At 69.2% G+C, this 21,472-nt stretch carries 17 protein-coding genes; 8 read left to right on the top strand and 9 right to left on the bottom strand.

The window, feature by feature from the left end; all coding sequences use genetic code 11:
* Window positions 1-26 precede the first annotated feature (26 nt).
* From OG266_RS11630 to OG266_RS11600, 7 genes are all read right to left on the bottom strand, one after another.
* A complete protein-coding gene (locus OG266_RS11630; protein ID WP_371545257.1) occupies window positions 27-1,043 on the bottom strand; it encodes an ABC transporter ATP-binding protein in 1,017 nt (338 codons plus the stop codon).
* Window positions 1,040-2,056, bottom strand: a complete 1,017-nt coding sequence (locus tag OG266_RS11625; protein WP_371545255.1) for an ABC transporter ATP-binding protein — start codon at window positions 2,054-2,056, stop codon at window positions 1,040-1,042. Before OG266_RS11625 ends, OG266_RS11630 begins: the two co-directional genes overlap by 4 nt.
* Window positions 2,053-3,003, bottom strand: a complete 951-nt coding sequence (locus OG266_RS11620; RefSeq protein ID WP_329545191.1) for an ABC transporter permease — start codon at window positions 3,001-3,003, stop codon at window positions 2,053-2,055. The genes OG266_RS11625 and OG266_RS11620 overlap by 4 nt, the downstream gene beginning before the upstream one ends.
* Window positions 3,000-4,070 carry an ABC transporter permease gene (locus OG266_RS11615; protein ID WP_266474453.1) on the bottom strand — a complete coding sequence of 357 codons (1,071 nt, stop codon included), beginning with the start codon at window positions 4,068-4,070 and terminating at the stop codon, window positions 3,000-3,002. The genes OG266_RS11620 and OG266_RS11615 overlap by 4 nt, the downstream gene beginning before the upstream one ends.
* A gap of 99 nt (window positions 4,071-4,169) precedes the next feature.
* Window positions 4,170-6,008 carry an ABC transporter substrate-binding protein gene (locus OG266_RS11610; RefSeq protein ID WP_371545250.1) on the bottom strand — a complete coding sequence of 613 codons (1,839 nt, stop codon included), beginning with the start codon at window positions 6,006-6,008 and terminating at the stop codon, window positions 4,170-4,172.
* Between the two features lie 330 nt (window positions 6,009-6,338).
* Window positions 6,339-9,722 (bottom strand): SCO5717 family growth-regulating ATPase, encoded by a 3,384-nt coding sequence (locus OG266_RS11605; RefSeq protein WP_371545249.1) that lies wholly within the window; start codon window positions 9,720-9,722, stop codon window positions 6,339-6,341.
* A gap of 559 nt (window positions 9,723-10,281) precedes the next feature.
* Complete coding sequence (locus OG266_RS11600) at window positions 10,282-10,599, bottom strand: DUF397 domain-containing protein (protein WP_266474437.1); 318 nt, start codon at window positions 10,597-10,599, stop codon at window positions 10,282-10,284.
* A 349-nt stretch (window positions 10,600-10,948) separates the two neighbouring features.
* On the opposite strand from OG266_RS11600, the gene rpsO reads away from it, so the two are divergent.
* The 5 genes from rpsO to OG266_RS11575 all read left to right on the top strand — a co-directional run bounded on the left by rpsO (window position 10,949) and on the right by OG266_RS11575 (window position 16,491).
* A complete protein-coding gene (rpsO, locus tag OG266_RS11595) occupies window positions 10,949-11,236 on the top strand; it encodes a 30S ribosomal protein S15 (protein WP_019064787.1) in 288 nt (95 codons plus the stop codon).
* 414 nt (window positions 11,237-11,650) lie between these two features.
* On the top strand, window positions 11,651-13,867 hold the full coding sequence (locus tag OG266_RS11590; RefSeq protein WP_266474436.1) for a polyribonucleotide nucleotidyltransferase: 2,217 nt from the start codon (window positions 11,651-11,653) through the stop codon (window positions 13,865-13,867).
* Window positions 13,864-15,243: a pitrilysin family protein gene (locus OG266_RS11585; RefSeq protein ID WP_329545188.1), complete on the top strand. Its 1,380-nt coding sequence runs from the start codon at window positions 13,864-13,866 to the stop codon at window positions 15,241-15,243. Before OG266_RS11590 ends, OG266_RS11585 begins: the two co-directional genes overlap by 4 nt.
* A 34-nt stretch (window positions 15,244-15,277) precedes the next feature.
* Window positions 15,278-16,030 (top strand): 4-hydroxy-tetrahydrodipicolinate reductase, encoded by a 753-nt coding sequence (gene dapB, locus OG266_RS11580; RefSeq protein WP_266474432.1) that lies wholly within the window; start codon window positions 15,278-15,280, stop codon window positions 16,028-16,030.
* A gap of 5 nt (window positions 16,031-16,035) precedes the next feature.
* Window positions 16,036-16,491: a hypothetical protein gene (locus OG266_RS11575; RefSeq protein WP_266474430.1), complete on the top strand. Its 456-nt coding sequence runs from the start codon at window positions 16,036-16,038 to the stop codon at window positions 16,489-16,491.
* Between the two features lie 100 nt (window positions 16,492-16,591).
* Here OG266_RS11575 and OG266_RS11570 read toward each other — a convergent pair whose 3' ends face one another.
* Window positions 16,592-17,149 (bottom strand): PH domain-containing protein, encoded by a 558-nt coding sequence (locus OG266_RS11570; protein ID WP_371545246.1) that lies wholly within the window; start codon window positions 17,147-17,149, stop codon window positions 16,592-16,594.
* 90 nt (window positions 17,150-17,239) lie between these two features.
* Complete coding sequence (locus tag OG266_RS11565; RefSeq protein WP_371545245.1) at window positions 17,240-17,494, bottom strand: hypothetical protein; 255 nt, start codon at window positions 17,492-17,494, stop codon at window positions 17,240-17,242.
* 202 nt (window positions 17,495-17,696) lie between these two features.
* On the opposite strand from OG266_RS11565, the gene thyX reads away from it, so the two are divergent.
* From thyX to OG266_RS11550, 3 genes are all read left to right on the top strand, one after another.
* Window positions 17,697-18,437 carry an FAD-dependent thymidylate synthase gene (gene thyX / locus OG266_RS11560; RefSeq protein WP_326720319.1) on the top strand — a complete coding sequence of 247 codons (741 nt, stop codon included), beginning with the start codon at window positions 17,697-17,699 and terminating at the stop codon, window positions 18,435-18,437.
* Window positions 18,438-18,647: 210 nt separating this feature from the next.
* Window positions 18,648-19,547 carry a 4-hydroxy-tetrahydrodipicolinate synthase gene (gene dapA / locus OG266_RS11555; protein ID WP_371545242.1) on the top strand — a complete coding sequence of 300 codons (900 nt, stop codon included), beginning with the start codon at window positions 18,648-18,650 and terminating at the stop codon, window positions 19,545-19,547.
* Between the two features lie 137 nt (window positions 19,548-19,684).
* Window positions 19,685-21,370: a ribonuclease J gene (locus tag OG266_RS11550; RefSeq protein ID WP_266474420.1), complete on the top strand. Its 1,686-nt coding sequence runs from the start codon at window positions 19,685-19,687 to the stop codon at window positions 21,368-21,370.
* The last annotated feature ends 102 nt before the right edge of the window (window positions 21,371-21,472 follow it).

Below are 21,472 nucleotides of genomic sequence, written 5' to 3'. Positions count from 1 at the left end.
ACGTCGACGGGGGCGGCCGGTGGCCTTTATGTAGCGACCTGTGCCCTCGCCCAGTGGCACGCGACCTGCATCTCCGCACCCCCGCCCAGCACCTCCAGATCCTGCCCCCGGCACGCGTCTGCCACCCCGGCCCGCTCCGCCTCCCCGCTCGCCAGGATCTGACAGCGCGCGTGGAAACGGCAGCCGGAGGGGATGCGTGACGGGTCCGGGGGCTCGCCGGTCAGCACGATAGGGTCGCCCGGAGCCTCCGGCAGGACGGACAACAGGGCCTGGGTGTACGGGTGCTGAGGTGCCGTCAGGACCTGTTCGACCTCGCCCGTCTCCACGATGCGGCCCAGGTACATCACCGCGACCCGGTCGGCGATGTTCCACGCCAGACCCAGGTCATGTGTCACCACCAGGGCGGACAGGCCGAGTTCGGCGCGCAGCCGCAGGAGCAGGGCCAGGATCTCGCCGCGCACCGAGGCGTCCAGGGAGGCCACCGGCTCGTCGGCGACGATGAGTTCGGGCTCCAGGACGAGCGCGCCCGCGATGACGACACGCTGGCGCTGGCCGCCGGACAGCTCGTGCGGGTAGCGCAGGAAGAAGCGTTCCGGAGGGCGAAGTCCCGCCCGGGAGAGGGCTTCCGCGACCGCCGCCCGCTCGTCGCCGCCGTACCGGTGGATGCGCAGGCCCTCGGCGACCGCGTCGTACACCGTGTGCCGGGGGTTGAGGGAGCCGCTCGGGTCCTGGAGGACCAGCTGGACACGTTTGCGGTACGCCTTCAGGGAGCGTGAGGAGTAGTCGAGGGGCTTGCCGTCGAACGTGACGCGGCCCCCGGTCGGCGGGACGAGACCGAGCAGGGAGCGGGCCAGCGTCGTCTTGCCGCAGCCCGACTCGCCGACCAGGGCGACGATCTCGCCGCGCCGGATGTCGAGGTCGACCCCGTCGACGGCACGGGCGCGGTCGGCACCGTGGCGGCCGGGGAAGGCGATGTGCAGGCCCTCGGCGCTGAGCAGCGGTGATGTCGTCACGGGAGGCGCTGTCACGGGAGGTGTCGTCATGGAGTGCTCCTGGCTGGTTCCGCTTCCACGGCCGCGTCCATGTGTACGCAGGCCGCCCACCTTCCCGCCCCCGCGTCCCGCAGTGCCTGGTCCTCCGTCACACAGGAGTCGAGCGCCACCGGGCACCGGGAGTGGAACGTACAGCCGGACGGCAGCGCCGAGGGGTCCGGCGGGTCGCCCGGCAGGCCGCGCGGCGCGAACCGCGAGGCGGGGTCGCCGATGCGTGGGAAGGCGGCCGACAGGGCTTTGCCGTACGGGTGTCGGGCATCCTCGTAGACCTTCCGCGCGGGCCCTTCCTCGACCACGCGACCCGCGTACATCACCGCGAGCCGGTCGCAGGTGTCGGACAGCACCGCGAGGTCGTGGCTGATCATGATCAGGCCCAACTCCTGCTCGGTGACGAGCTGTTGGATGAGGCGGAGAATCTGCGCCTGGATCATCACGTCGAGCGCGGTGGTCGGTTCGTCGGCGATGACGAGCCGGGGATCGCAGGCCAACGCCATGGCGATCATGACGCGTTGGCGCTGGCCGCCGGAGAGCTCGTGCGGGTAGGCGTCCGCGCGGGCGGCGGGCAGGCCCACGTGTTCGAGCAGTTCGCCGGTCTTCCGCTTCGCGCCCGCCGGAGTCGCCTTCTTGTGCAGCAGGATCGGCTCGGAGATCTGGTCGCCGATGCGGTGCACGGCGTTCAGCGAGTGCATCGCGCCCTGGAAGACGATGGAGGCGCCCGCCCAGCGGACCGCCCGCACCCGGCCCCACTTCATGGTCAGTACGTCTTCACCGTCGAGCAGGATCTCGCCGGTCGTGCGCGTGCCGGCCGGCAGCAGCCGCAGCAGCGCGAGCGCCAGTGTGGACTTGCCGCAGCCGGACTCGCCCGCGATGCCGAGTTTCTGGCCCGCGTCGAGGGATAGGTCCACACCGCGTACGGCGGCCGCTCCGCCCGCGTAGGTCACTTCGAGGTTCCGGACCTCCAGGAGACGGTGACCGGTCGTGTTCGGTTCGGTCGGAGTGCTCAACGTGCCACCCCCAGCTTGGGGTTGAGGACCGATTCGACCGCGCGTCCGCACAGCGTGAACGCCAGCGCGACCCCCGCGATCGCGATACCCGGCGGCACCAGATACCACCACTTCCCGGCGCTGACCGCGCCCGCCTCCCGCGCGTCCTGGAGCAGCCCGCCCCATGACACGACCGTCGGATCGCCGAGTCCGAGGAAGGCGAGCGTCGCCTCGGCGAGGATCGCGGAGGAGATGATCAGGGTCGTCTGGGCCAGCACCAGCGGCATCACGTTGGGCAGGACATGCCGGGACATGATGTGCCAGTGCCCGCCGCCGAGCGCCTTGGCCCGCTCGATGTACGGCCGCGACTCCACCGCCAGGGTCTGCGCGCGTACCAGCCGGGCCGTCGTCGGCCAGGTCGTGACACCGATCGCCAGGATGATCGTGCCGAGCGAACGGGACATCACGGTCGCCAGCGCGATCGCGAGGACGAGGGTCGGCATGACCAGGAACCAGTCCGTGATCCGCATCATCACGGTCGCGAACCAGCCCCGGAAGTGTCCCGCGGTGATCCCGATGAGTGCGCCGATCGCGACGGAGAGCACGGCGGCGAGCAGCCCGACGAGCAGGGACACCCGGGCGCCCCACACCACGAGCCCGAGCAGATCACGCCCGAACTGGTCGGTCCCCAGCGGGAATTCGGCGCTCGGGCTCTCCATCGGACCGCCCGGCGCGTTCGTCACGCTCTGCACGTCGGAGCCGACGGTCAGCGGTGCGGTCAGCGCGACGAGCGCGAAGAGGCCGAGGGCGGCGAGGCCGAGGACGCCTGCCCGGTGGGTGCGGTACTGCTTCCAGAAGCGGGCGGCGGAGGCTCGGCGGCGCTGCCGGGCCAGTGTGCGCGGGCTCGCTGTCGCCACTTGCGGGGTTGCTTCGGTCGGCACCGGCCCGTTCGACTCTGTTGTGGTCATCGGCCCACCCGTGGATCCAGCAGCGGATAGATCAGATCGGCCAGCGTGTTCATCACGATCACCGCCGCCGCGAAGAAGAAGAACAGTCCCTGAACCAGGGGCAGATCGGGCACGCTGAGCGCTTGGTAGAAGAGCCCGCCCAGGCCCGGCCAGGAGAAGACGGTCTCGACGAGGATGACGCCCGCGACCGTCCGGCCGAGGTTGATGAAGATCAGCGTCACGGTCGGCAGCAGGGCGTTGGGCACGGCATGACGGCGCCGTACGAGGTCGTCCCGCAGGCCCTTGGCCCGCGCCGTCGTCAGATAGTCGCTGCCCATCTCGTCGAGCAGCGCCGAACGCGTCACGAGCAGGGTCTGCCCGTACTCGACGGCGACCAGCGTCACCACCGGCAGCACGAGATGGTGGGCGACATCGGCGACGTACGCGAAACCGGTCTCGCCGTTCCCCGACACCATGCCGCCGGTCGGGAAGAGCCCGGGGATCGGGCCGATGCCCACCGAGAAGACGATGATCAGCAGCAGCCCGAGCCAGAAGGACGGGATGGAGTAAAGGGTCAGCGCCAGACCGGTGTTGAGGCGGTCGGCGATCCCGCCGTTGCGCCACGCCGAGCGGGTGCCGATGAAGATGCCGAGCGCCGTGTAGAGGATGAACGACGTGCCGGTGAGGAGGAGGGTGTTCGGGAGCGCCTCGGTGATCTTGTCGATGACGGGGGCGCGGAACTGGTACGACGTGCCGAGGTCACCGGTGAGTGCCTTGGCGCAGTAGTCCGTGAACTGCTCCCACATCGGCAGATCGAGCCCGAACTCCTTGCGGTAGTTGGCGAGTTGTTCCGCCGACACCTGACGGCCGCCCGTCATGTACTTGACGGGGTCGCCGGGGATGAGCCGGAAGAGGAAGAAGCTGGTGACGAGGACGGCGAGCAGGGAGACGGCCGCGCCGCCCAACTTGCCCGCCACATACCGCGGATAGGCGGTCCTGTTGCGCGCCCGCGGCCTGCGGACCGACGGCCCGGCCTCAGCCGGACCGCCGGTCGCCTCGACCAGCGAGGGTGTTGCTTCAGCGGTCATGGACTCTCACTCGGTGGAGGCGGCTCGCTGCTCGTGGCTCCGTAGTGGCGGTGTGCGTGGCTCGGTAGTGGTGGTGTGCCAGTGGTGGCGTGCGCGGGGCTACTCGCGGTCCTCGGCGGTCGAGCGGCGCCGCATCGCGAAGAACGCCCCGGCGCCCACGAGGACGGCGACGCCCGCGACGATGCCGATGATGACCCCCGTCGAGCTCGAACCGTCGGAGGACTCACCGGAGGAGGCCGCAGGAACCGCCGACCACCAGCTCCAGTAACCGTCCTGGCCGTAGATGTTGCCCGCGGCCTTGGGCATCGTCTCGATCGACCCGATCTGGTCGGTGCGGTAGGCCTCGACCGCGTTCGGGTACGCCATGACGTTCATGTACCCGGTGTCGTACAGCCGCGACTGCATCTGCTTGACGAGATCCGCCCGTTTGGCGGTGTCGTACTCGGCGAGCTGCTGCCCGTACAGGTCGTCGAACTGCCTGTCGCAGATGAAGTTGTCGGTCGCACCCGTGTCCTTGGGGGTCGCCGGGAGCGCGCCGCAGGTCTGGATCGACAGGAGGAAGTCGGGGTCGGGGTTGGCGGACCAGCCGTCGAAGGCGAGGTCGTACGTGCCCGCGAGCCAGGGATCGGTCACGTTGTCCAGGCAGTTGAGGGTGACCCCTATGCCGAGTTCGCCCCACCACTCCTTCAGGTACTGTCCGACCGCCTTGTCGTTCGGGTCGGTGGCGTGGCACAGGACGCGGTAGTCGATCGGCTTGCCGTTCTTGCCGACGCGCTTGCCGTCACCGTTCTTCTTGTAGCCCGCCTGGTCGAGGAGTTGGGCCGCCTCGGCAGGGTCGTACGACAGGACCTGGCTCGCGGACGGCTTCCAGAAGTACTCCGCGAAGCGCGGCGGGATGTATCCGGCGCCCTCGACCGCGTGGCCCTGGAAGACCTTGTCGAGGAGGGCCTTGCGGTCGACGGCCATGAACAGCGCCTGCCGCACCTTCTCGTCGAGCAGCGACTCGTGCCCGTCGCCGAACTTCTGCCCGTTCTTGGCCTGGGCGCCCGGGTTGACGGCGAGCGCGTAGAAGCGGCGGCCCGGCGCGTCGTTGACCTTGATGTTCTTCTGGGTCCCGAGGGTGGCCGCCTGAGCGGGCGTCAGACCGAAGGTGAAGGACACCTCGCCCTTCTGCAGGGCGGCGACGGCGGCATCGTTGTCCTTGTAGTACTTGAACACCAGCTCGTCGAACTTGGGCGAGCCGCGCCAGAAGCTCTTGTTGGCCTTGAGCCGTACGTAGCTGTCGGCCTTGTAGTCGGTGAGGATGAACGGTCCGTTGCCGACGACGGGGAAGCTCTTGTCGTTGTTGTACTTCGAGAAGTCCCCGACCTTCTCCCAGACATGCTTGGGCACGATCGGCACGTCGAGCGCGGCCATGGTGGCCTGCGGCTTCTTCAGCTCGATGACGAGTTCGGTGGGGCTGAGGGCCGTGACCTTCTTGAAGTTGCCGACGAAGCTGCCGTTGGCCGTGGCCGCGCCGTCGTCGGTCATCATCTTGTTGAAGGTCCAGGCCGCGTCCTCGGCGGTGGCCTGCTCGCCGTCCGACCACTTGGAGTCGGAGCGGATCGTGTAGGTCCAGGTGAGCTTGTCCGCCGAGGGTTCCCACTTGGTGGCGAGTCCCGGGATCGCGTGGTTGTCCGCGGGGTCGTAGTTGGTCAGGTACTCGTACATGAGCCGGTGAATGCTCGTACTGACCAGACGGCTCGCCAGGAACGGGCTCAGCGAGTCGACGCTCTGCGCGACCGCGACGGTGAGGACGTTCTTGTCCGCCTTGGCCTGCGCCTGCTGGGGAGCCGGGTTGAGTGGGGTCGCGAGACCGGCGGTGAGGGTGAGCGCCGCGGCGCCCGCGGCGGCAATGAGCCGCAGGAGCCTTCTGCCGTGCTGATGCTGTCTGTTCATGGGTCTGTTCATGGGTCGGTGACCTCGCGTCATCGCTCGCACAGGGATGGCTTGTCGAACTGCTGGACCACGTTGATCGGGGAGACGCCGGCGGGGTTGGTGTGTGTGTCTACCAGCGGCGGTCTCCGCGAGTCAACGGCGCATGAACCCCATGTGGCCTGCGGAAATAACGAGTTGACGCGGATTTTTCGCTCATTGGTTCAGACCGCTGAAGCCCTCCTGGTGGGGGCCTGACGGCGGGAAACGCCCATGGATACGCGTAGGGCCCGCACCGTACGAAGACGATGCGGGCCCAGGCGGGAATCGGTCCCCCGAAAGGGGCCGATCGGGTTACTGCTGAGGGGGTGCCGGCGGCTGGAAGGGTTGACCGGGCTGGGGGTACGGCTGTCCCTGCGGCGGCGGATAGGCCTGTCCCGGTTGCTGCGGGTAGCCCTGTCCGGGCTGTTGGGGGTAGCCCTGACCGGGGTGCGGCGGGTAGGGCTGACCGGGCTGCGGCGGATACGGCTGCCCAGGGTGAGGCTGCTGCGGGGGGTGGTGAGCGGGCGGGGCCTGACCCGGTGCCGGCTGTCCGGGGGCCGGCTGGCCCGGGGCCTGCTGATACTGCTGCCCCGGCCCCTGCTGGTACTGCTGACCGGGCAGCGGCGGCGCGGCCACCGGCGGCGGGTTGCCGTCCGACGTCCAGAGCCCGTGGGACTGCTGGTGGCGCGCGATGTCCTCGGCCACCATCGCGGAGAGGTTGAAGTACGCCTCCCGGACCTTGGGCCGCATCATGTCGAGGTCGACCTCGGCGCCCGCGGCCAGGTGCTCGTCGAAGGGCACGGTGATGACGCCCCGGCACCGCGTCTCGAAGTGGGAGACGATGTCCTCCACCTTGATCATCTTGCCGGTCTCCCGCACACCCGAGATGACGGTGATGGACCGGGAGACGAGATCCGCGTACCCGTGCGCCGACAGCCAGTCCAGCGTCGTACTGGCGCTGCTCGCACCGTCGACCGACGGCGTGGAGATGATGATGAGCTGGTCGGCGAGGTCGAGCACACCGCGCATGGCGCTGTACAGCAGACCCGTGCCGGAGTCGGTCAGGATGATCGGGTACTGCTTGCCCAGTACGTCGATCGCGCGCCGGTAGTCCTCGTCGTTGAACGCGGTCGACACGGCCGGGTCGACGTCATTGGCGATGATCTCCAGGCCGGAGGCGGCCTGGGACGTGAACCGCCTGATGTCCATGTACGAGTTGAGGTACGGGATCGCCTGGACGAGGTCACGGATGGTGGCCCCGGTCTCGCGGCGCACGCGGCGCCCGAGCGTACCCGCGTCCGGGTTGGCGTCGATCGCGAGGATCTTGTCCTGCCGCTCGGTGGCGAGCGTCGACCCGAGCGCGGTGGTCGTGGTCGTCTTGCCCACGCCGCCCTTGAGGCTGATGACGGCGATCCGGTAGCACGACAGCACCGGCGTCCGGATCAGGTCCAGCTTCCGCTGCCGCTCGGCCTCCTCCTTCTTCCCCCCGAGCTTGAACCGCGAAGAGGCGGCAGCCGGACGACCGCTCTTGGCCTTCTGCCTCTTGTTGTTGAGCAGCCGGTCGGAGGAGAGCTCCACGGCCGCCGTGTACCCGAGAGGGGCGGCACCGGGGTTGGTGGGCTGGCGCTGGTCGTGCTGCACGGGCTGCGGCCAGGCCGTTCCGGCACGGGGGTCGACCGGCGCGTGCGCCTGCGGGGCGGGCGGAACGGCGGGACCCTGCGGGGGCTGTGCCTCGTACTGCTGCGGCGCGGGCGGTTGGCCCGGCTGCGGTTGCGGCTGCCCCTGCTGCGGGTACGGCGGGGGCGCCTGCGTCGGCGGGAGCGGGGGACGCGGGTCGGCGGGGGGTACGGGCTGCGTGGGCTGCGCGGGCTGGTTCGGGAAGCCGTAACCCGCTTGTGGTGCGGGGGAGTTGGGTGCCTGCGGGGCGGGCGGCTGGTTCGGGAAGCCGTAACCGGCCTGCGGTGCAGGGGAGTTGGGTGCCTGCGGCGCGGGCTGCTGCGGAGGGAAGCCGTATCCCGGCTGCGGGGCCGGGGGCTGCGGAATCGCGGGTGCGCCCTGTTGCGGGAAGCCGTAACCCGATGCCGGGGCAGGCGGGTTGGGCGCCGCCGGAGCCGGACCGGGGGCCAGCGCGGGGGCGCCGGGCTGCGGGAATCCGTAGCTGCCCTGCGGGGTGGGGCTCGGGGCCGGAACGCTGGGCTGCGGGAACCCGTAACTGCCCTGCGGTACGGGAGCCGGAGCCTGCGGCGGCGCCGGAACCGGGTTCTCGACGGCGGGCGGGTACACCGGCGCGGGCGCCTGCGCCGGGCCGGTGGAAACGGGCGCGCTGGGGGAGGGCCACGCCGGTGCCGCGGGCTGGGGGGCGGGCGGTTGGAACGGCTGGCCCGGCTGGGGGGTGGTGGGGGGCGGGGCCTGCTGGAACGGCCGGCCGGGTGCAGGGGCCGGTGCCGGCGGCTGGAACGGCTGGCCCGGTGCCGGTGCGGCCGCATGCGTCTGGGGCGGGACCGGCGCCTGAGCGGCGTCGGCCGCCGCGGGTTCGGTGGACGCCGGCCACTGCGCGGCGGGGGCGGGCGCCGCAGGCTGATAGGCGGGCGGCAACGGAGGCAGCCCACCCTGGGGCAACGGCGGCGGAGCCCACGCGGGGGGAGCGTCCTGAACGGCATCAGCCGCGTCGGATACGGCTTCGGGTTCTACGTCCTGGGGCTCTGCGTCTTGGGGCTCTACGTGGTGGGGCGCGGCGTCGTGAGGCTCCGCGTCATGGAGCTTCGTGTCCTGAGGCTGAACGTCCTGAGGCTGAACGTCCTGAGCGTCGGCATCCTGGGGCTCGGTGTCCGCCGAGTCGGGCCCCGGGGGCACGTCGTCGTCGGCCGCATCGCCGTCGGCTGTGGCGTGCAGTTCCACAACGTCTGCGATGTCCGCAGTTTCCGGGGCAACCGCCTCGTCGGACGCATCACCCGCGTCGGAGGCGGCCACCTCGGCTTCGGCCTCGGCCTCGACCTCGGCTTCTTCGTCCGGGTCTACGTCGTTGCCGGCGCCGTCCTCCGCGTCCGCCGAGAAGGTCTCCTCGGACTCGGACTCGGACTCTGCTTCGGGCTCGGGCTCGGGCTCCGCTTCGGGCTCGACCGACGGGGTGACCACGACCTCAGGCTCGACCACAACCTCAGCCGAAGCCGGTACCGGATCCGGCGCCGGAGACGCACCAGCCCGCTCCGCGAATTCACGCTTCAGAGCGACAGGGGAGATCCGCATCGTGGCGCCACTCTCAAGATCCCCGTTCTCGGAGTCGGCGTCCGCCTCGCCCCCACCCTCGCCGGAAGAAGCGACAACCGGCGGAGCCGGAACGGCGGCAGGCGGCGGCGACCACTGGGGCTGAAACCCACCCGCGGAGAAGTTCGGCAGAGCCGTCGGCCCACCGGGACCCGGCCCAGGCAGCGCGGCGGGAGGACTCGGCTCCGCCGTCGCGGGCTCGGGCTGGCGCTCGGGCTCGGGGTCCGGCTCCGAGGACTCCTCGTCCGAACCCTCCGAACCCTCCGTGCCCCCCGAAGCCCCCGAACCCCCCGACGCGTTCTGCGTGTACCAGGCCGGCGGCGCGTAGTCGATAGTGAACTCGCCCGTCGTCTCGACGGCGGACTCCGCGTCGGAGTGGTCATCGCCGGGTGTGGCCCAGCCCCCGCGGTTCCCGTCCCGATCGCTGTTCACAATTCCTCCTGGTGTGGTCGAGCACCCTCATGCCGTGCCGGGGCGACCGTCTCTTGTCGTGCGAAGTCGTCCGAAGCTGTCCGAGGTCGACCGATTCACCCGGCTCTCCCCCTGGACGCGGGCGGCCGTGCACGGGTCTGGCGTCGCGCCCGGTCCCAGCCTAATCACCACGACTGTCAGTACGGCAGGCCCGTCCACCCCACCGCTGCTGCCCACTACGACACATCCTGCCCAGAGGTGGCGTAAACGCTCTCCCCAACGATGAATAAACCGGGCGATAGTGGTGAACAAGTCGAACAGAAGAAGGTCTGAAACGGTCTCAAACCCCCCATTCCTGGCGGAGGTTGTGCCGGATCGGTCCACCCTGCGTGGCGTACCCAACAATCCGGTCTCGGCGTCAGTACCGACTGCCGTCATGGGACCGCACGATCACCGTAGAAGTCATGGGACCGCACGATCACCGTAGAAGGGGACCGCCACACTCACGCCATCCACCAGGCACCGCCCGACCTACCGCGGACGCGGCGCCACCCCGACCGACACCAACCCCCCTCCCCGGCTACTCGGCCGGCACGCCACCGTTGTGCGGCGCGGGCTCCAGATCGAACTCCCCGTCCCGCGCCCCGAGCACGAACGCCTGCCACTCCGCCTCCGTGTACCGAAGCACGGTGTCGGGGTCGAGCGACGACCGCATGGCCACGGCCCCCTCCGGCAGATACGCGATCTCGACGCGCTCCTCGTGCTCCTCGGTACCCGGCGCGCTCTGCCACTCGACGCCGGAGATGTCGAGGGCGTAGAGCTCGTTCTTCTCCCGCTCCTTGCGCGCCTTGACGTCCTCGGCCTGCGTCTCGACGTCGTTGTCCTGTCCCTCGGCCATGGTGCGACGGCCCCTTCCTGACACGCGAACGAACTGTGCGTTCACCCTACTTGGCAGAGCGTGTTCCGTACGGGGAAACGAGCAGGTCACGACCCCGGCCTGCGCCTGCACGGCGATGTACCGTTCCTGTTCGACGGTGGCTGTGATCGCGGGGTTCCGGGGACTCGGCCTCCGGGCAAACGCGTCCCGCCAGGCTGGTACCCTGTGTAACGGCCGCTTGTGTACGCACCCCCAGAGCTCACCGCTCCGGAGGCCGCGCCCGGCGGATTCCGCCTCCGAGTATCGGAAGCTCCCCTGAGATGTGGACCAGGGGCACTCGGTGGCACATCACAGACTACGAGGAGTACGCGTGTCGCTCGACGCCGCAACGAAGAAGCAGCTCATCAGCGAGTTCGGTCAGAAGGAGGGCGACACCGGCTCCCCCGAGGTCCAGGTCGCCATGCTTTCGCGCCGGATCTCGGACCTGACCGAGCACCTCAAGACCCACAAGCACGACCACCACTCCCGCCGTGGTCTGCTGATCCTGGTCGGTCAGCGCCGTCGCCTGCTGCAGTACCTCGCCAAGAAGGACATCCAGCGCTTCCGTGCGCTGGTCGACCGCCTGGGCATCCGCCGCGGTGCGGCGGGCGCCAAGTAAGACGCCGTGAAGGGAGCGGTTCCCACTTCTAGGGGGCCGCTCCTTTTGCTGTTTGCGCCCCGCGTACGGACCGCTCCACGTGGTCTGCGGGCGGATCGCAGTACACGCTCTACGTGCGGAGTGTCACTGACGCTTTGTAGTGTGGTAGCACAACGCAATACGCATGACACAGCACGTACGGCACAAGCCCGTACGACACAGCGTGATGAAGCCCTGCCCGCCGGGTAGGGCACCGTCACGAAACTGAACGAGGAGAAGCGCACCTCGCCGCCGCCGGTCCTCGGTAGTGGCCCCCGGGAAAATGCGAACCCGGGTGCTTCGATCGAAGACCGGCCAGCACCAGAAGGAGCGCTTCTCCGCCACCGTCCCCCTGCCACACGGGCAGGACGGGACGAAGACGAGGAGAAAACGCTAGTGGAGAACGAGACCCACTACGCCGAGGCCGTTATCGACAACGGTTCCTTCGGCACCCGCACCATCCGCTTCGAGACGGGCAGGCTGGCCAGGCAGGCCGCCGGCTCCGCCGTCGCGTACCTGGACGACGACACCATGGTGCTGTCGGCCACCACCGCTTCCAAGAAGCCCAAGGAAAATCTCGACTTCTTCCCCCTCACGGTGGACGTCGAGGAGCGGATGTACGCCGCCGGCAAGATCCCCGGCAGCTTCTTCCGCCGCGAGGGCCGTCCCTCCGAGGACGCCATCCTCACCTGTCGCCTGATCGACCGCCCGCTGCGCCCGTCCTTCAAGAAGGGCCTGCGCAACGAGATCCAGGTCGTCGCGACGATCATGGCGCTCAACCCCGACCACCTGTACGACGTCGTGGCGATCAACGCCGCCTCCGCGTCCACCCAGCTGGCCGGTCTGCCCTTCTCCGGCCCGATCGGCGGCGTCCGCGTCGCGCTGATCAACGGCCAGTGGGTCGCGTTCCCGACGCACACCGAGCTCGAGGACGCCGTCTTCGACATGGTCGTCGCGGGCCGCGCCCTGGAGGACGGCGACGTCGCGATCATGATGGTCGAGGCCGAGGCCACCGAGAAGACCATCCAGCTGGTCGCGGGCGGCGCCGAGGCGCCGACCGAAGAGGTCGTAGCCGCTGGTCTGGACGCCGCGAAGCCCTTCATCAAGGTGCTCTGCAGGGCTCAGGCCGACCTCGCCGCGAAGGCCGCGAAGCCGACCGGCGAGTTCCCGGTCTTCCTCGACTACCAGGACGACGTCCTGGAGGCCCTCACCGCCGCGGTCAAGAGCGAGCTCTCCCAGGCGCTCACCATCGCCGGCAAGCAGGACCGCGAGGCCGAGCTGGACCGCGTCAAGGAGATCGCCGCCGAGAAGCTGCTCCCGCAGTTCGAGGGTCGCGAGAAGGAGATCTCCGCCGCGTACCGCTCGCTGACCAAGTCCCTGGTGCGCGAGCGCGTCATCAAGGACAAGGTCCGCATCGACGGCCGAGGCGTCACGGACATCCGTACGCTCGCCGCCGAGGTCGAGGCCATCCCGCGCGTGCACGGCTCGGCGCTGTTCGAGCGTGGCGAGACCCAGATCCTGGGCGTCACCACCCTGAACATGCTCCGCATGGAGCAGCAGCTGGACACCCTCTCCCCGGTGACCCGCAAGCGCTACATGCACAACTACAACTTCCCGCCGTACTCCGTCGGTGAGACCGGCCGCGTCGGCTCCCCGAAGCGCCGCGAGATCGGCCACGGCGCGCTCGCCGAGCGCGCGATCGTGCCGGTCCTGCCGACGCGCGAGGAGTTCCCCTACGCGATCCGTCAGGTGTCCGAGGCCCTCGGCTCCAACGGCTCGACGTCCATGGGCTCGGTCTGCGCCTCCACCATGTCGCTGCTCAACGCCGGCGTGCCCCTCAAGGCCGCCGTCGCCGGTATCGCCATGGGTCTGATCTCCCAGGAGATCGACGGCCAGACGCACTACGTCGCCCTCACCGACATCCTCGGTGCGGAGGACGCCTTCGGTGACATGGACTTCAAGGTCGCCGGCACCAAGGAGTTCGTCACCGCCCTCCAGCTCGACACCAAGCTGGACGGCATCCCGGCCTCCGTCCTGGCCGCGGCCCTCAAGCAGGCCCGCGACGCCCGCCTCCACATCCTCGACGTGATGATGGAAGCGATCGACACGCCGGACGAGATGTCCCCGAACGCCCCGCGGATCATCACGGTCAAGATCCCCGTGGACAAGATCGGTGAGGTCATCGGCCCGAAGGGCAAGATGATCAACCAGATCCAGGAGGACACCGGCGCCGACATCACGATCGAGGATGACGGCACGATCTACATCGGTGCCCAGCAGGGCTCGCAGGCCGAGGCCGCGCGCGCCACGATCAACTCGATCGCCAACCCGACCATGCCGGAGGTCGGCGAGCGCTACCTGGGTACGGTCGTCAAGACCACCACCTTCGGTGCGTTCGTGTCGCTGCTCCCGGGCAAGGACGGACTGCTGCACATCTCGCAGATCCGCAAGCTCGCCGGCGGCAAGCGCGTGGAGAACGTCGAGGACGTACTCGCCGTGGGCTCCAAGGTCCAGGTCGAGATCGCCGAGATCGACTCCCGCGGCAAGCTCTCCCTGATCCCCGTGGTCGAGGGCGAAGAGGGCGACGACAAGAAGGACGACACCGACAAGTGACGTCAAGCAGCTCCACGGCGACGGCCCGCACCTCTTCCGAGGCGCGGGCCGTCGCCCGTACCCAAACCCTCATCAAGGGCGAGAACGGCATCGGTACGGTCCGCAAGACCACCCTCCCCGGCGGCCTGCGCATCGTCACCGAGACCCTTCCCTCCGTCCGCTCCGCGACCTTCGGCATCTGGGCGCACGTCGGCTCCCGTGACGAGACGCCGACGCTGAACGGCGCGACGCACTACCTGGAGCACCTGCTCTTCAAGGGCACCCAGCGCCGGTCCGCGCTGGACATCTCCTCCGCCATCGACGCGGTCGGCGGCGAGATGAACGCGTTCACGGCGAAGGAGTACACGTGCTACTACGCACGCGTGCTCGACACCGACCTCCCGCTCGCCATCGACGTCGTGTGCGACATGCTCACCGGCTCGCTGATCGAGCAGGCGGACGTGGACGCCGAGCGCGGAGTGATCCTCGAAGAGATCGCGATGACCGAGGACGACCCGGGCGACTGCGTGCACGACCTGTTCGCGCACACCATGCTCGGCGACACCCCCCTCGGCCGCCCGGTCCTCGGCACGGTCGACACGGTCAACGCCCTCACCGCCGACCGCATCCGCCGCTTCTACAAGAAGCACTACGACCCGACGCACCTGGTCGTGGCCTGCGCGGGCAACGTCGACCACAACAAGGTCGTACGCCAGGTCCGCGCCGCCTTCGAGAAGGCCGGTGCCCTCAAGGGTCCCGACGCCATCCCGTTCGCCCCGCGCGACGGCCGCCGCGCCATCCGCACCGCGGGCCGCGTCGAACTGCTCGGCCGCAAGACCGAGCAGGCCCATGTCGTCCTCGGCATGCCGGGCCTGGCCCGCACCGACGAGCGCCGCTGGGCACTGGGCGTCCTGAACACCGCCCTCGGCGGCGGCATGTCCTCCCGCCTCTTCCAGGAGGTCCGCGAGAAGCGCGGCCTGGCCTACAGCGTGTACTCGTACACCTCGGGCTTCGCCGACTGCGGCCTCTTCGGCGTGTACGCGGGCTGCCGCCCGAGCCAGGTCCACGACGTGCTCAAGATCTGCCGCGACGAGCTCGACCACGTCGCCGAGCACGGCCTCTCGGACGACGAGATCGGCCGCGCGATCGGCCAGCTCCAGGGCTCCACCGTCCTCGGCCTCGAGGACACCGGCGCGCTGATGAACCGTATCGGCAAGAGCGAACTGTGCTGGGGCGAGCAGATGTCCGTCGACGACATGCTGGTCCGGATCGCTTCGGTCACCCCGGACGAGGTCCGCTCGGTCGCCCACGACATCCTGGGACAGCGGCCCTCGCTGTCGGTCATCGGACCGCTCAAGGACAAGCAGGCGTCCCGTCTGCACGACGCGGTCGCCTGAGCCCTCGACCGTCCTCGACTAAGGAAGCAAGAAGATGAGCAAGCTGCGCGTGGCGGTCCTCGGTGCGAAGGGCCGTATCGGAGCCGAGGCGGTACGAGCCGTCGAGGCCGCCGAGGACATGGAGCTGGTGGCCGCGCTCGGCCGGGGCGACAAGCTGGAGACGCTGACCGAGACCGGCGCCCAGGTCGCCGTCGAACTGACCACGCCGGCCTCGGTGATGGACAACCTCGACTTCTGCGTACGGCACGGCATCCACGCCGTGGTCGGCACCACGGGCTGGACCGACGAGCGCCTCGCGCAGCTGAGGACCTGGCTGTCCGGCTCCCCGGAGACGGGCGTGCTCATCGCGCCCAACTTCTCCATCGGCGCCGTACTGACCATGAAGTTCGCCGAGGTGGCCGCACCGTACTTCGAGTCCGTCGAGGTCGTCGAACTGCATCACCCGAACAAGGTCGACGCCCCCAGCGGCACCGCCACGCGCACCGCCCAGCTCATCGCCGCGGCCCGGGAGCGCGCGGGCAGCGCTCCGCAGCCCGACGCCACGGTCACGGCTCTGGACGGCGCCCGCGGCGCGAACGTCGACGGGGTCCCCGTGCACGCCGTACGCCTCCGGGGCCTCCTCGCCCACCAGGAGGTCCTGCTCGGCGGCGAGGGCGAGACCCTCACCATCCGCCACGACTCCCTCCACCACAGCAGCTTCATGCCGGGCATCCTGCTCGGCGCCCGCCGCGTGGTCACGACTCCGGGCCTCACCTTCGGCCTGGAACACTTCCTGGACCTGAACTAGAAGCCATGCGCGCGAAGATCACATACGCCATCACGGCGGCCGTCCTGGTCGCCTACTTCGTGCTGGTCGGCTGGCGTGGCGTCCTGCTCATCCAGGCCGGCACGCTCCTCACCGTCACCTTCGGTGTCGCGGTGCTGATCCTGCCGGTCATCGGCGTCTGGTTCCTCTGGAAGAACACCGAGTTCGTCCGCAAGGCCAACCGCCTCGCCGCCGAACTCGACGCCGAAGGCGGCCTGCCCGTCGACGAGTTGAAGCGCACGGCGGGCGGCCGCATCGACCGCGACTCGGCCGACGAGGTCTTCGCCAAACGCAAGGCCGAGACCGAGGACGCCCCGGACGACTGGCGCAGCTGGTTCCGCCTCGCGGTCGCCTACCACGACGCCCGCGACACCCCGCGCGCCCGCAAGGCGATGCAGCGAGCAATCGCACTGCACGAGGGCAGGCCTCCGGTGGAGGCTTGAGAGGTACGACGCCTCCGGTGGAAGCCTGAGAGGTACGACGAAGGGGCCGGCCCGCGATGTGCGGACCGGCCCCTTCGCAATTCCCGTCGGTGCTGAGCCCTCAGGCCCGCCGGTACTCGTCCGCCCACACCTCGATGGCGTCCGCCGCCCGGTCGAAGGCCTCCATACGCGCCAGGAAGTCGGCGTTGTGCGAGGTCAGCAGCAGCGGCAGGTCCTCGGGCGCACGATCCCTGCGTACGAGGACCAGCGCCTGCCCCTGCACGGTGCGCGGCAGCCCGAGCCAGCGCACCGGCTGCTGCACCGTCCGTGCCGCGACGACCTGCTCCCAGGGCGTCGTAGTCGTACGGAAGAAACCCACCCGGCGCAGCCCCTGCGAGCTCACCCAGACGCCCACCCGCAGCAGTCGCAGCGCGCAGAGTATGGCGAGCGCGGCCCCGCCGAGGAAGGTCGCGGCAGAGGCCGGAGTTCCGGTGACCGCGATGATCACCGCGGCGAACAGCACGTACGAGGCCAGCAGCAGGACGAGCGCGGCCGCGCCCACCCGCCACGGTCCGGGCCGGTAGGGACGCCGCCATTGGTCGCGGTCGTCGAAGGGCAGCGCGAGGTCGTCCGCCACCTCGTCAAAAGCGTGGTCCGCCGTCAGGAAGGGCAGGGGCACGATTGATCCTCACTCAATCCACACTTGGGCTGTGCCCGGTGAGGTTATCGAGCCGGGTGCCTGCTCACCACCCTTGGGGGTCCGGATGAGTCAGTGGCCGTTGGACGCTTCGGACTGGTGCGTCGTCGCGGATGTCTGGTCTGCGGACGACTTGTCCAGTGACAATGCGGGCATTCCTATGATCAGGGCGCCCACGAGCCCCGCGACCACGGTGAGTCCTATCAGCCATCCGCCGACCAGCTGACTGGCGGAAGAACGCTCACGGGGCGGGGGAGTGACATTGCTGCGGAACTGGTCTGCTTCGGCGATGAAGGCGAAGGGTACGGGCTCGCGCCGACGGAGCATGGGGACTGCTTCTCCTCTGGGGACTCGAACGAATCGTTGTCACCAATACAGACGAGCGAAAGCCCCAAGAGGTGCCCAGTTTCACCGAATTCGCAGAAGTTCGCCGTCTAATGTCGCGGCACGGCACCGAACGCCCCGTTGTCGGTGCCGGGCCGTAGAGTGGTCGCCGCCCGAGCCAGTGATGGGAAGGACCCTCTCCACCGTGACCGACACCCCCGCCGACGACCTCAAGCCCAGCTTCCGCACCGATGTCACCGTCGAACTGGTCAAGCACACCGCGTCCGACTCGGACGTGCTGTTCGCCGCCCGCGTCTCGACCCTCGGTGAGCAGTCGCTGGACGAGCTGAAAAAGGACCCGGAGCGCTCAAAGGGCCTGCTCAACTACTTGATGCGGGACCGGCACGGCAGCCCCTTCGAGCACAACTCGATGACGTTTCTCATCAGCGCCCCGATCTTCGTGTTCCGGGAGTTCATGCGGCACCGCGTCGGCTGGTCGTACAACGAGGAGTCGGGCCGGTACAGGGAGCTCCAGCCGGTCTTCTACGTCCCGGGTGAGTCCCGCAAGCTGATCCAGGAGGGCCGCCCCGGCAAGTACGTCTTCGTCGAGGGCACCCCCGCGCAGCAGGAGCTGACGGGCCGCGTCATGGAGGACTCATACCGTCAGGCGTACGAGGCGTACCAGGAAATGCTCGCCGCCGGTGTAGCCCGCGAGGTCGCCCGTGCGGTCCTCCCGGTAGGCCTTTTCTCCTCGATGTACGCCACCTGCAACGCCCGTTCGCTGATGCACTTCCTCGGCCTGCGCACCCAGCACGAGCTGGCCAAGGTCCCGTCCTTCCCGCAGCGCGAGATCGAGATGGTCGGGGAGAAGATGGAAGCGGAGTGGGCGAAGCTGATGCCGCTCACGTACGCGGCCTTCAACGCCAACGGGCGCGTGGCGCCGTAGCGCGCTTCCGCACGCCTTCCGGCACAGATGTACGGGTAGACCGAGTGAAGTGTCCGTATTGCGGCATTTCGAGAAGTTCATCTAGCCTGATCAAACGGACCCGGCACTGCTTGAACCCCCGAGCAGGCAGTGCCGGGCTCCACCTTTGTCACGACTTGTCGCCTGCCCCGAGGGCAGACCCCGCGTTGAGCAGCGAGTAGCGTATTACCCATGGCTCCGACCTCCACTCCGCAGACCCCCTTCGGGAGGGTCCTCACCGCCATGGTCACGCCCTTCACGGCGGACGGCGCGCTCGACCTCGACGGCGCGCAGCGGCTCGCAACCCACCTGGTGGACGCAGGCAACGACGGCCTGGTCATCAACGGCACCACCGGTGAGTCCCCGACCACCAGCGACGCGGAGAAAGCGGATCTTCTGCGAGCCGTACTGGAGGCGGTCGGCGCCCGCGCCCACATCGTCGCCGGCGTCGGCACGAACGACACCCACCACAGCATCGAGCTCGCCCGAGCCGCCGAGAAGACCGGCGCGCACGCCCTGCTGACCGTGACGCCGTACTACAACAAGCCCCCGCAGGAGGGCCTGTACCGGCACTTCACGGCCATCGCCGACGCCACCGAGCTGCCGGTGATGCTTTACGACATCCCCGGCCGCAGCGGCGTACCGATCAGCACCGAAACCATCGTGCGCCTCGCCGAGCACCCGCGTATCGTCGCCAACAAGGACGCCAAGGGTGACCTCGGCCGGGCCAGCTGGGCCATCGCCCGCTCCGGCCTCGCCTGGTACTCAGGCGACGACATGCTGAACCTGCCGCTGCTCTCCGTGGGCGGGGTCGGCTTCGTGTCCGTCGTCGGCCACGTCGTCACCCCGGAGCTGCGCGCCCTGGTGGACGCCTTCGTGAGCGGCGACGTCCAGAAGGCCACCGAGATCCACCAGAAGCTGCTCCCCGTCTTCACCGGCATGTTCCGCACCCAGGGCGTCATGACGACCAAGGCGGCGCTCACCCTGCAGGGCCTGCCCGCCGGACCGCTGCGCGCCCCGATGGTCGAGCTGTCGCCCGAGGAGACGGCCCAGCTCAAGATCGATCTTGCCGCCGGCGGGGTACAGCTCTAAATACAGACTTCACAACTGAATATGTACGACCACGCAGGCCACAGGGCCTGCAACCCACATGACAACTGCTACTGCACGAACGTCACGCGCGCCACGTGCCTTGCCAGGTACGTGGCGCGCGTGGTGAGGAGAGTCTTTTGAGTCATCCGCATCCTGAACTCGGCGCCCCGCCGAAGCTCCCGAAGGGCGGCCTCCGTGTCACCCCGCTCGGCGGTCTCGGTGAAATCGGCCGGAACATGACGGTCTTCGAGTACGACGGCCGCCTACTGATCGTCGACTGCGGAGTGCTCTTCCCCGAGGAGGAGCAGCCCGGAATCGACCTGATCCTGCCGGACTTCACGTCCATCAGGGACCGCCTCGACGACATCGAGGGCATCGTCCTCACGCATGGTCACGAGGACCACATCGGCGGCGTCCCGTTCCTCCTTCGCGAGAAGCCGGACATCCCGCTCATCGGCTCCAAGCTGACCCTCGCTCTCATCGAGGCGAAGCTCCAGGAGCACCGCATCCGCCCCTACACGCTCGAAGTCGCGGAGGGCCACCGAGAGCGCATCGGCCCCTTCGACTGCGAGTTCGTCGCGGTCAACCACTCCATCCCGGACGCCCTCGCGGTCGCCATCCGCACCCCTGCGGGCATGGTGGTCCACACCGGCGACTTCAAGATGGACCAGCTCCCGCTGGACGGCCGCCTCACGGACCTGCACGCTTTCGCGCGTCTGAGCGAGGAAGGCATCGACCTTCTCCTCTCGGACTCGACGAACGCCGAGGTCCCGGGCTTCGTCCCGCCCGAGCGCGACATCTCGAACGTGCTGCGCCAGGTGTTCGCCGGCGCCAGCAAGCGCATCATCGTGGCGAGCTTCGCCAGCCACGTGCACCGCATCCAGCAGATCCTGGACGCGGCCCACGAATACGGCCGCAGGGTCGCCTTCGTCGGTCGCTCGATGGTCCGCAACATGGGCATCGCGAGGGACCTGGGCTACCTGAAGGTCCCGCCGGGCCTCGTCGTCGACGTCAAGACGCTCGACGACCTGCCGGACAGCCAGATCGTTCTGGTCTGTACGGGGTCCCAGGGCGAGCCGATGGCCGCACTGTCCCGTATGGCCAACCGCGATCACCAGATCCGCATCGTCCAGGGCGACACGGTGATCCTCGCGTCGTCGCTCATCCCGGGCAACGAGAACGCGGTCTACCGCGTCATCAACGGCCTGACCCGCTGGGGCGCCCACGTCGTCCACAAGGGCAACGCCAAGGTGCACGTCTCGGGCCACGCGTCCGCGGGCGAGCTCCTGTACTTCTACAACATCTGCAAGCCGAAGAACCTGATGCCGGTTCACGGCGAATGGCGCCACCTTCGGGCCAACGCCGAGCTGGGCGCCCTCACCGGTGTCCCGCACGACCGCATCGTGATCGCCGAGGACGGCGTCGTCGTCGACCTCATCGGCGGCAAGGCCAAGATCTCCGGCAAGGTCCAGGCGGGATACGTGTACGTCGACGGCCTCTCGGTCGGCGATGTGGGCGAGCCCGCGCTCAAGGACCGGCGCATCCTCGGCGACGAGGGCATCATCTCGGTCTTCGTGGTGATGGATGCCAGCACCGGCAAGATCACCGGCGGCCCGCACATCCAGGCCCGCGGCTCAGGCATCGACGACTCGGCCTTCACCGACGTCATCCCGAAGGTCAGGGAGGTCCTGGAGAAGTCGGCCCAGGACGGCGTCGTCGAGCCCCATCAGATGCAGCAGCTCATCCGCCGCACGCTGGGCAAGTGGGTCTCGGACAACTACCGCCGGCGCCCGATGATCCTCCCGGTCGTCGTCGAGGTCTGACCCTCGCACGCGCCAACCCGGAGCGGGGCGCCTCGATTTGCATCGAGGCGCCCCGCTCCAGTACGTTTACGGCTCCGCCTGAACGGGAACCCGGATCGCCTC

The organism is Streptomyces sp. NBC_00554 (assembly GCF_041431135.1).
In the GTDB taxonomy this organism is placed as follows: Bacteria; Actinomycetota; Actinomycetes; order Streptomycetales; family Streptomycetaceae; genus Streptomyces.
Note: the sequence above shows the minus strand (reverse complement) of the source record. Positions and strands in the feature narration are given on the sequence as shown.

Excerpts from the sequence above, each read along its gene's own strand:
- OG266_RS11630 (WP_371545257.1), bottom strand. The coding sequence starts at position 1,043 with ATGACGACACCTCCCGTGACAGCGCCTCCCGTGACGACATCACCGCTG.
- OG266_RS11620 (WP_329545191.1), bottom strand. The coding sequence starts at position 3,003 with ATGACCACAACAGAGTCGAACGGGCCGGTGCCGACCGAAGCAACCCCG.
- OG266_RS11615 (WP_266474453.1), bottom strand. The coding sequence starts at position 4,070 with ATGACCGCTGAAGCAACACCCTCGCTGGTCGAGGCGACCGGCGGTCCG.
- OG266_RS11610 (WP_371545250.1), bottom strand. The coding sequence starts at position 6,008 with ATGAACAGACAGCATCAGCACGGCAGAAGGCTCCTGCGGCTCATTGCC.
- OG266_RS11600 (WP_266474437.1), bottom strand. The coding sequence starts at position 10,599 with ATGGCCGAGGGACAGGACAACGACGTCGAGACGCAGGCCGAGGACGTC.
- dapB (WP_266474432.1), top strand. The coding sequence starts at position 15,278 with ATGAGCAAGCTGCGCGTGGCGGTCCTCGGTGCGAAGGGCCGTATCGGA.
- OG266_RS11575 (WP_266474430.1), top strand. The coding sequence starts at position 16,036 with ATGCGCGCGAAGATCACATACGCCATCACGGCGGCCGTCCTGGTCGCC.
- OG266_RS11565 (WP_371545245.1), bottom strand. The coding sequence starts at position 17,494 with ATGCTCCGTCGGCGCGAGCCCGTACCCTTCGCCTTCATCGCCGAAGCA.
- dapA (WP_371545242.1), top strand. The coding sequence starts at position 18,648 with ATGGCTCCGACCTCCACTCCGCAGACCCCCTTCGGGAGGGTCCTCACC.